We start from the raw sequence: 9204 nt of genomic DNA, 5'->3' as shown, positions 1-9204 counted from the left end.
CGGCAGCGTATAGGGGCCGAAGCGTCGCGAGGACAGCGCGCGCTCGAGGAGCGCCGTCCCTTCCTCGATCTGCTTCCGGTCCCACAGCGAGCGATCCTGGTCCGCGAGCAGCACCAGTTCGCCGGAAGGCGAACTGCGCGCGGCTCGGCGCGATTCCTGCAGAAGCATCAGCGCCAGCAGGCCGAGGGCTTCCGGCTCCGGCAGCAATTCGACCAGCAGCCGGCCGAGCCGGATCGCCTCTCCGGAAAGGTCGTGCCGGGTCAGCGAAGCCCCGGAGGATGCCGAATAGCCCTCGTTGAACACCAGATAGATGGTGTGGAGAACGCTATCCAGCCGGTCCGGCAGATCGGCGAGCGCGGGCACCTCGTAGGGAATTTTCGCGTCGCGGATCTTTGTCTTGGCGCGCACGATGCGCTGCGCCAGCGTCGGCGCGGCGGTCAGGAAGGCGCGCGCGATCTCCTCGGTCGTGAGGCCGCAGACTTCGCGCAGCGTCAGCGCAAGCCGGGCATCGGGCGGCAGCACCGGATGGCAGCAGGTGAAGATCAGCCGCAACCGGTCGTCCTCGATCTCTTCCGCCTCCCGCATCGCGGCATCCTGGTTCTCGGCATCCAGCCGTTCGGCAATCTCGGTCAGCGAGGCGTCGAAACGGGCGCGGCGGCGCAAGCGATCTATGGCCTTGAAGCGGCCGGTAGACACCAGCCAGGCGCGCGGATTGGCCGGCGCGCCGTCACGCCGCCATTGCTCCGAAGCCGCGGCAAACGCATCGTGCAGCGCTTCTTCCGCCAGATCGAAATCGCCGAGCAGGCGGATAAGCGTGGCGACCACGCGGCGCGACTCGGAACGGTAGATGGCTTCCACCGTCCGTTCGATGCCGCGCGCCTCGTTCATTGCCGGTCCGGGCCCATCTGCATGATGGGCCGCACCTCGATCGTCCCGTACTGGCCCACCGGGATATTCGCGGCGATTTCCACCGCCTCGTCCATGCCGGACGCATCGATCAGGATGAAGCCGCCCAGATGCTCCTTGGTCTCGGCATAGGGCCCGTCGGTGGTCGAGACCTTGCCGTTCCTCGCGCGCACGATCCTGGCGGTTTCCGGTCCCTGCAAGGCATCGGAGGTAATGTACACGCCGCGGCGCTCGAGCCCCTTGTCATATTCGATCGAACGGCGATCCAGATCCTTGCCCTCCGCCTCGTTGAGCTTCCCGATCGCTTCCCCGTCTATATGCACCAGGCACAGATATTTCATCGCTTCTCCTCCTCCGGAATGTCGATATAGGTGAGTTCCTCGAACGGCCGCACCTCTATCGTGCCGATCCGCGCCAGCGGATCGTCGCCGGCGATCTTGATCGCTTCGTTGAGGTCACGCGCCTCAATCAGCATGAAGCCGCCGAGATGTTCCTTGGTTTCGGCGAAAGGCCCGTCGGTGACGCTCACCCTTCCTTCGCGCTTGCGCACGCTGACCGCGTGCGGCGGCGTCTTGAGCGCTTGCGCCATGATGAGGTGGCCGCTGCGCTTGAGTTCTGCGTCATGGTCCAGCGACGCATTGACGTAGCCGTCGCGCTCGCGCTGCGTCATGACATCGAACTTCGCTTCCTCGAGATAGACCAGCAAAGCGTATTTCATCGTTTGCCTCATGAATAATTGTCCAGACACACGCTAGTCGCACGGCACAGCCGGAATTCGACAACGAGCCTAACAATTCGTGGCGCGGTTCCGCAAACCGCACCCCGCGCTTCGGCCGGCGAATTTTTTCCCGGCCAAATGTCGATTTGCCGCTGGCCGCTTCGATTATCGGGCGAGGCAGGAAAATGCCTCGCCCGGTCCCGCGCCGGTTTTCGCGGATCGAGAAAGGCGATGCGTCATGGATATGTCGATGATGATGATCACAAACCACATGGCCGCGGCGTCGAAGCGCGGCAGCGCCAAGGCGTTTCAATGGACGGAGCATGGCCTGCGCGATGCCGCCGCGCGGTTTGTCGCTGCAACCCTCGTCGTCGCGATTGTTTTCGCCTTCCTCGAGTTCGCCGGCTCCCTCCAGACGGCGGAAGAGGTTGCCGCGCGAGCCGATGTCACGGCATCAACTGCCCACCATTCACTTCGATGACCTGGCCGGTGATGTAGCCGGAGAGCAGATCGGAGGAGAGGAACAGATAGGCGCCGACGCACTCTTCTGCCGTGCCGGCGCGACCCATCGGAACGGTCGCGACCTGCACCTTCATCTGCTCGGGCGATGTCCAACGCTCGTGGAAAGGGGTGACGATGAGGCCCGGCGCCACCGCGTTGACACGAATCCTGTCGGCGACGAGTTCCTTGGAAAGGCCGCGGGTGACGTTTGAGACGAAGGCTTTGGCCGACCCGTAGACACCTGCACCATTGCCCGCGCCGTTGCGCGCCGCGACCGAGGTCGTGTTGACGATGAAACCGCCATTCTTCCTCAGCCATGGGATAGCCACGCGGCAGGCGGTGATGACCGAGCGGGCGTTGAGGTCCATCACGGCGTCGTATTGCGCGTCGGTCATCTCGCTGTAGGGGAGGCGGCCGAGCATGCCGCCGGCATTGTTGACCAGCCCATCGAGGCGGCCGAAATGGCTGGCCGTCTCCTCGACGACGCGCGTGACATCGGCCGAGACGGAGAAATCGCCCTGACCAGGAAGACCTCGCCGCCTTTGTCGCGGACTTCCGCCGCCAGCGCTTCCGCCTTTTCGGCGCTCGCATTGTAGTGCAGGCCGACGCGGCAATCCTGGGCGGCATAGGCGCTGACCAGCGCCGCCCCGATGCCGGTGGAGCCTCCGGTGACCAGCACGGCCTTGCCGGCGAGATCGGGGATGGTGAGCGTGCTTTCCTGTACGGGCATCGGGTAAATCTCCATGGTGTGCGCAAGGCGCCGGCTTGCCCCGCAGGCCACGCAGCTTCCTTCAAACCCAAGGTGCGCGTCAACAGCCGAAGGTCGCCATCAAATCAGCAGTCTCCCAGTTGGGAATTTTGGCTGTGGGCGGGAACTGCCGGCCGCCAAACGCCTTGCGAAGGGCGGCGTGCGGACAAAGCTGACGCTCAACAGCAGCAAGAACGCGTCCCTTGAGTTGAACTTGAACTGACCGCGAGGATTAGCTCGAGCAGGGAGTGTCGGTATCTCGTTTAGCCGATCGTCTTCAAGACAGACGAGTTATGGAGAACAACAATGACCATTACCATTACCGCCTTTGAACGGTCGCCCGATGGCGGCAAGGGTCTGGCACGTGACATGCGTGTTCGCTGGGCGCTCGAAGAAGTGAGCCAGCCTTACGAGGTTCGTCTCGTTTCGTTCAGTGCGATGAAGGAACCCGCGCATCTGGCGATTCATCCCTTCGGGCAGATTCCGACCTATGAAGAAGGCGATCTCGCCCTGTTCGAAACAGGGGCGATCGTGCTTCATCTGGCCGAGCGCCATGCGGGCCTTCTGCCAGATGATGTAAATGCCCGGGCGCGCGCGATCACATGGATGTTTGCCGCGCTCAACACGGTGGAGCCGCCGATCGTTGAACGCGAACAGGCCCCGTTCGTTGTGGGGGACAAGCCGTGGTGCGAGGAACTCCTGTCTGTTCTCGATGATCGCGTCCGCACCCGGCTGGACCAGCTTTCGAGCCGCCTTGGCGAGGCCGACTGGCTCGATGGAGTGTTCAGCGCCGGTGACCTCCTGATGGTGATGGTGCTGCGCAGGTTGGACGGGACGGGTATACTGGAGGAATATCCGAACCTCTCCGCCTATGTCGCCCGCGGCGAAACCCGGCCCGCCTACAAGCGCGCTTACGACGCTCAACTGGCGGTTTTCACCGCCGCATCGACCGGCTGACGACGGTCCGCTCCCCGGCCTCAATCGAGCCGTTCATCGTCTAACCTGTCGACGGCTGCGGGCCGCAAGCCGAAATTCAACCGAGACGCCGCCGACCGAATCCAGTTGCGCCACCGACCGTTCGCCGCTATGAAAAATCCATGAATTCGGTTTCGAACACGATGCTCTGGTGGTGGGCCTGCTGATTGCGGCCTGGTGAGCGCGTGCGCGTGAAAACTTTGTGGCCGCAACGGAATTTCCGGGCGGCCATTTGTTTTTGAAAAGGCGTTCCGGGTCCGTTTGGCAGAACTATGGAGACGGGGAATGTCTGTCGAAACTCTCGAAAACGGCGCTGAACGGTTCGTCACCGCAGGCGGCATCGCCATTACCAGGCAACGCCACGACACCGCCTATGCCGGCGCGATCGAGACCTATATCGACGGGCTGAATGCGCGGCGCGGCGCGGTGTTTTCCTCCAACTACGAATATCCCGGCCGCTACACCCGCTGGGACACGGCCATCATAGACCCGCCGCTGGTCGTTTCCGCGCGCGGACGGGCCATGCGCATCGAGGCGCTGAACAGCCGCGGCGAGGTGCTGCTGCCGGCCATCGCGCGCGCGCTGCTGGCTGAAAAGGATGTCGCCCTCACCCAGACCAGCAAGCGCCGCCTGGCGCTGACCGTGGCCGAGCCGGGCCGCGTCTTCACCGAGGAGGAGCGCAGCCGCGTGCCTTCGGTGTTCACAGTGCTGCGCATCATCACCGGGCTGTTCAAGACCGACCAGGACGCCAATCTCGGCCTTTATGGCGCCTTCGGCTATGATCTCGCCTTCCAGTTCGACCCGGTCGAGCACAAGCTGGAGCGCGCGCAAAGCCAGCGCGACCTGGTGCTTTACCTCCCGGACGAGATCCTGGTCGTCGACCATCACCAGGCGAAAGCCTGGCACGACCGCTACGATTATTCCGGCGATGGATTTTCCACGGAGAACCTGCCGCGCGACAGCGAAGCCGAGCCGTTCCGGCCGTCCGACCGCATCCCGCCGCGCGGCGACCATGAGCCGGGCGAGTATGCCAAGCTGGTCACAAGGGCGATGGGGAGTTTCAGGCGCGGCGACCTGTTCGAGGTGGTGCCCGGCCAGATGTTCTACGAGCGCTGCGAGACCCAGCCCTCCGAAATCTCGCGCCGGCTGAAGCTGATCAACCCCTCGCCCTATTCCTTCTTCATCAATCTTGGCGAAGGCGAATATCTGATCGGCGCGTCGCCCGAAATGTTCGTGCGGGTCAATGGCCGCCGGGTCGAGACCTGCCCGATCTCCGGCACCATCAAGCGCGGCGACGACGCGATCTCCGATTCGGAGCAGATATTGAAGCTGCTCAACTCGAAGAAGGACGAGAGCGAGCTAACCATGTGCTCGGACGTCGACCGCAACGACAAGAGCCGGGTCTGCGAGCCGGGCTCGGTGCGCGTCATCGGCCGCCGTCAGATCGAGATGTATTCGCGGCTGATCCACACGGTCGACCACATAGAGGGCCGCCTGCGCGAAGGCATGGACGCCTTCGACGCGTTCCTGTCGCATGCCTGGGCGGTCACCGTCACCGGCGCGCCGAAACTCTGGGCCATGCGCTTCATCGAACAGAACGAGAAGAGCCCGCGTGCCTGGTATGGCGGAGCGATCGGCATGGTGCATTTCAACGGCGACCTGAACACCGGCCTGACGCTCCGGACCATCCGCATCAAGGACGGCATTGCCGAGGTGCGCGCAGGCGCCACATTGCTGTTTGACAGCGTACCGGAAGAAGAAGAAGCCGAAACAGAACTGAAGGCATCCGCCATGTTATCCGCCATTCGCGACGCCAAAGCCGGTAATTCAGCCGCCGCAGAACGCCAGACGGCCAAGGTCGGCGACGGCGTCAACATACTGCTCGTCGATCACGAGGATTCGTTCGTCCACACCCTGGCGAACTATTTCCGCCAGACCGGCGCGACCGTCTCGACGGTGCGTTCACCGGTCCCGGACGAGGTCTTCGACCATCTGAAGCCCGATCTCGTCGTGCTCTCGCCCGGCCCCGGCCTGCCCAAGGATTTCGACTGCGCCGCGACCATCAAGAAGTCGCGGGCGCGCGACCTGCCGATCTTCGGCGTCTGCCTGGGCTTGCAGGCGCTGGCCGAGGCCTATGGCGGGGAGCTCAGGCAGCTCCACATCCCGATGCACGGCAAGCCCTCGCGCATCCGCGTCTCGAAGCCCGGCGTGATCTTCTCCGGCCTGCCGAAGGAAGTCACGGTCGGCCGCTACCACTCGATCTTCGCCGACCCGGTGCGCCTGCCCGACGATTTCCTCGTCACTGCCGAGACCGAGGACGGCGTGATCATGGCCTTCGAGCACAAGAACGAACCGGTGGCGGCGGTGCAGTTCCATCCCGAATCGATCATGACGCTCGGCCAGAACGCCGGCATGCGCATGATCGAGAACATCGTCGCCCATCTGCCGAGGAAGGCCAAGGAAAAGGCGGCTTAGTTGTGATTTCGGCGAGGTCGGCACCCTACGTTGCCCCCCTCTGTCCTGCCGGACATCTCCCCCACAAGGGGGGAGATTCGCCGACCGCTTTGCCGCCGCTTGTTCTGAAACGTCGGCGATTGGCGAAATCATTGATGACACCCACTCTCCCCCCGTGTGGGGGAGATGTCCGGCAGGACAGAGGGGGGCGCGACAGAGCGTCATCGCCTCGATGACAGCGGTTGTTTCGAAGCCTTCGAAGCAGAAGATCGCCGCCCTCGCCTTCTGGTCGATCGCCGTCGCATTCCTGGTGATGGGCCTGAAATTCGTCGCCTGGCGCATGACCGGCTCGGTGGCGCTCTATTCCGACGCGCTGGAATCGATCGTCAACGTGATCGCGGCCACCGCCGCTTACTGGGCGATCCAGATCAGCCACACGCCCGCCGACCAGGACCACCCCTTCGGCCATCACAAGGCCGAGTATTTTTCCGCCGTGCTCGAAGGCGTGCTGATCGTGGTCGCCGCGCTCCTGATCCTCGTCGAAGTGTGGCGGGCATGGCAGATGCCGGTCGTGCTCGACCAGCCTTGGGCCGGGCTTGCGGTGAACGGCGCGGCCTCGGTCATCAATCTCGTCTGGGCGACGGTGCTGATCCGAGCCGGCCGCGCCGGAAGATCGCCGGCGCTGGTCGCCGACGGCAAGCACATTATGACCGACGTCATAACCTCGGTCGGCGTGATCATCGGCCTGATCGGCGCTGTCGCCACCGGCTGGACCATCCTCGACCCGGCGCTCGCGGTCGTCGTTGCGCTCAACATCCTGTGGCAGGGCTGGCACGTCATCGGCTCGTCGGTCCAGGGCCTGATGGACCGCGCCGTCGACACCGCCGAGCATTTCCGCATCCGCGACATAATCTCGGCGAACTGCAAGGGCGCGCTTGAGGTGCACGACCTGAAGACGCGCATTGCCGGCCGCGCCACCTTCATCGAGTTCCATCTGGTGGTCGACGCCGGCATGACCGTCGGCGAAAGCCATGTCATCTGCGACCGTATCGAGGATGCGCTGCGGGCCGAAATTCCCTCGGTGCGCGTCATCATCCATGTCGAGCCGGACGACGAGGCCAAGCTGCCGCCCGGAACATCAGCCGTGCCCTTCGCGTGAAGCCGGCGAGGGCGCTGGCCCTCAGGCGGCGCCGCTGACATTCCTTTTTTCGCGCGCGGCGGTTTCGAATTCACGCTCCAGTACAGCGCGGACGAAGCGATGGAACAGCGGGTTGAAGATTTCGGGCGCCTGCCAGAATGGCGTATGCCCCGCTCCGGCGATGACGTGGCAGCGACCGTCCCACAGCGAAACATAGGAAAGCCCGGCGATATAGCTCAATCGGACAAACGGATCGTCGGCTCCGTTGATGATCGCCACAGGCACGGCTGCGTCCTCAACAGCCCTCCTCTGGTCGACGCCGTCGCCGAGCATCATGCTCTTAAACACATTGGTGCGCACGCGGCCGTCGGCGCGCCGGATCATATCCAGAAATGCAGGATCGCCGCTGTCGCCGAAGCAAAGCTTTGCGAAACGCTCTACGTCGCGCTCGGAATAGTGTCGTTTCGAGGCGAGCAGCAGGTCCCAATGGGTGTGGAAGCCACGCAGCGAGCCTAGCGGGCCGCGCGCAACAGGCGGCGTTCCGGTCAGCATCAGGCCGGCGACCGCTGGATGCGAACCCATCAGCTCGATCGCGACATGTCCGCCGAGCGACCAGCCATAGACGATCGCCCGACCGATGCCGAGTTCGTCGAGAACATCGCCGACTGCGGCGCTAAGGCCGCTGATCGTGTACGCGGACGGCGGGTCAAGGGCATCGCCGGATTCGCCGTGGCCGGGAAGATCGATGGCGATCATCCGGTGAATTTCGCCGAGCGGTCCAGAAAGCTGTTTCGCAAAGACCTGCCTTGCGCAGCCCGATCCGTGCAGCATCAGGATCGGCAGTGATCTGCCCGACGTCTCGCTGAGCCGGATTGCAGCGTGGCGTGTGCGGATTGTCTTATCGGCGATCGGCATTTGTGACGGACCTCGAAGGATAGCCGCCAAGCATCGCAGCAAGCGCTATACGGTCGGTGTACGATAGCGGTTAACAACCGGTTAACCGACGCAGCCGTTCCTTGCGTCTGCAGGCCATCCGCCGCTACCTTGACCTGGGGGGAACTCCAGCCTTGGGTTCCAAAATGCAGTTGGCTCTCGATCTCATCGTTACGATGGTGAGCGTCGCGGTGATCGCGTCCTACAGCTGGTCGCTTCGCGGCCACTTCGCGTCTTCGAAAATGCCGGCCGGCGCGAAGATGATTTCCGCCGGGGTCGCAGCGACATCCGTGTTTTTTCTCTACCTCGTCTGGAGTCAGCACCAATCGGCCGCCGGACAGATTGCCGGGCTCTGCATACAGTTGGCCGGTGCCGCCCTGTTCTGGGCGGCGATATCGGCTTCGCGCAAGGCCCGGCTGCGGTTTGCCTTCGATCCTGAAAATCCGCACGGCATCGTCACCGACGGCCCTTACCGGTATCTCCGGCATCCCTTCTACACATCCTATCTCCTGTTCTGGTCTGGCTGGGCGATTGCCGCATGGTCGGCCTGGACGATCCTGCCGGTCGCGATCTTTACGGCGATCTACGTCACGGCCGCGCTCGCCGAGGAGAAAAAGTTCCGGGGCACGCCTCTGGCTGGCGACTATGAAGCCTACAAGGCGCGCGCCGGCTTCTTCTGGCCGAGGTTCGGCAGCTAGACGCGTCACCGGAGACAACTCAACCGCCGCCAACCAATACCTCGTCCATGGACCAAATCGCGCGATCATCCCGGCTGGCATGGCCCAATGGTTGCGTCTAAGACGCAATGATGAACCCGGATTCGCAACCGCC

Annotated in this window: 9 protein-coding genes and 1 pseudogene; 5 read left to right on the top strand and 5 right to left on the bottom strand. The window is 63.8% G+C overall.

Features of this window, described 5'->3' with window-relative positions; genetic code table 11:
- The 3 genes from MAXJ12_RS09175 to MAXJ12_RS09165 form a co-directional block, all read right to left on the bottom strand.
- Positions 1 to 870: RNA polymerase sigma factor (locus MAXJ12_RS09175; protein WP_202946677.1), on the bottom strand; the 870-nt coding region annotated here is incomplete at its 3' end.
- A gap of 14 nt (positions 871 to 884) precedes the next feature.
- Positions 885 to 1247 (bottom strand): YciI family protein, encoded by a 363-nt coding sequence (locus tag MAXJ12_RS09170; protein WP_008835544.1) that lies wholly within the window; start codon positions 1245 to 1247, stop codon positions 885 to 887.
- On the bottom strand, positions 1244 to 1624 hold the full coding sequence (locus MAXJ12_RS09165; RefSeq protein WP_050898806.1) for a YciI family protein: 381 nt from the start codon (positions 1622 to 1624) through the stop codon (positions 1244 to 1246). The genes MAXJ12_RS09170 and MAXJ12_RS09165 overlap by 4 nt, the downstream gene beginning before the upstream one ends.
- A gap of 244 nt (positions 1625 to 1868) precedes the next feature.
- Here MAXJ12_RS09165 and MAXJ12_RS09160 point away from each other — a divergent pair, with 244 nt between their 5' ends.
- Positions 1869 to 2105, top strand: a complete 237-nt coding sequence (locus MAXJ12_RS09160) for a hypothetical protein (RefSeq protein WP_139043837.1) — start codon at positions 1869 to 1871, stop codon at positions 2103 to 2105.
- Here MAXJ12_RS09160 and MAXJ12_RS09155 read toward each other — a convergent pair.
- Positions 2071 to 2855 (bottom strand): annotated as a pseudogene (locus tag MAXJ12_RS09155) (SDR family NAD(P)-dependent oxidoreductase). The gene MAXJ12_RS09160 and the pseudogene MAXJ12_RS09155 overlap by 35 nt on opposite strands.
- Before the next feature lie 324 nt (positions 2856 to 3179).
- Here MAXJ12_RS09155 and MAXJ12_RS09150 point away from each other — a divergent pair.
- From MAXJ12_RS09150 to MAXJ12_RS09140, 3 genes are all read left to right on the top strand, one after another.
- Positions 3180 to 3830 carry a glutathione S-transferase family protein gene (locus tag MAXJ12_RS09150; protein WP_008835541.1) on the top strand — a complete coding sequence of 217 codons (651 nt, stop codon included), beginning with the start codon at positions 3180 to 3182 and terminating at the stop codon, positions 3828 to 3830.
- 303 nt (positions 3831 to 4133) lie between these two features.
- Positions 4134 to 6323, top strand: coding sequence for an anthranilate synthase (locus tag MAXJ12_RS09145; protein ID WP_008835539.1), 2190 nt, complete (start codon positions 4134 to 4136; stop codon positions 6321 to 6323).
- A gap of 211 nt (positions 6324 to 6534) precedes the next feature.
- A complete protein-coding gene (locus tag MAXJ12_RS09140; RefSeq protein WP_008835538.1) occupies positions 6535 to 7461 on the top strand; it encodes a cation diffusion facilitator family transporter in 927 nt (308 codons plus the stop codon).
- Between the two features lie 21 nt (positions 7462 to 7482).
- On the opposite strand, the gene MAXJ12_RS09135 is transcribed toward MAXJ12_RS09140, so the two are convergent.
- Complete coding sequence (locus tag MAXJ12_RS09135; protein ID WP_008835537.1) at positions 7483 to 8355, bottom strand: alpha/beta fold hydrolase; 873 nt, start codon at positions 8353 to 8355, stop codon at positions 7483 to 7485.
- 152 nt (positions 8356 to 8507) lie between these two features.
- Here MAXJ12_RS09135 and MAXJ12_RS09130 point away from each other — a divergent pair, with 152 nt between their 5' ends.
- Positions 8508 to 9071 carry a methyltransferase family protein gene (locus MAXJ12_RS09130; RefSeq protein WP_244421467.1) on the top strand — a complete coding sequence of 188 codons (564 nt, stop codon included), beginning with the start codon at positions 8508 to 8510 and terminating at the stop codon, positions 9069 to 9071.
- Positions 9072 to 9204: the final 133 nt, after the last annotated feature.

The sequence above is a fragment of the Mesorhizobium alhagi CCNWXJ12-2 genome (assembly GCF_000236565.1).
GTDB classification, from domain to species: domain Bacteria; phylum Pseudomonadota; class Alphaproteobacteria; order Rhizobiales; family Rhizobiaceae; genus Allomesorhizobium; species Allomesorhizobium alhagi.
The sequence above is the reverse complement of the archived record's forward strand: the minus strand, read 5'-3'. Positions and strand labels throughout refer to the sequence as shown.

What these genes read in the sequence shown, in the direction of transcription:
- MAXJ12_RS09170 (WP_008835544.1), bottom strand. Translation starts at nt 1,247, where the DNA reads ATGAAATATCTGTGCCTGGTGCATATAGACGGGGAAGCGATCGGGAAG.
- MAXJ12_RS09165 (WP_050898806.1), bottom strand. Translation starts at nt 1,624, where the DNA reads ATGAAATACGCTTTGCTGGTCTATCTCGAGGAAGCGAAGTTCGATGTC.
- MAXJ12_RS09160 (WP_139043837.1), top strand. Translation starts at nt 1,869, where the DNA reads ATGTCGATGATGATGATCACAAACCACATGGCCGCGGCGTCGAAGCGC.
- MAXJ12_RS09150 (WP_008835541.1), top strand. Translation starts at nt 3,180, where the DNA reads ATGACCATTACCATTACCGCCTTTGAACGGTCGCCCGATGGCGGCAAG.
- MAXJ12_RS09145 (WP_008835539.1), top strand. Translation starts at nt 4,134, where the DNA reads ATGTCTGTCGAAACTCTCGAAAACGGCGCTGAACGGTTCGTCACCGCA.
- MAXJ12_RS09140 (WP_008835538.1), top strand. Translation starts at nt 6,535, where the DNA reads ATGACAGCGGTTGTTTCGAAGCCTTCGAAGCAGAAGATCGCCGCCCTC.
- MAXJ12_RS09135 (WP_008835537.1), bottom strand. Translation starts at nt 8,355, where the DNA reads ATGCCGATCGCCGATAAGACAATCCGCACACGCCACGCTGCAATCCGG.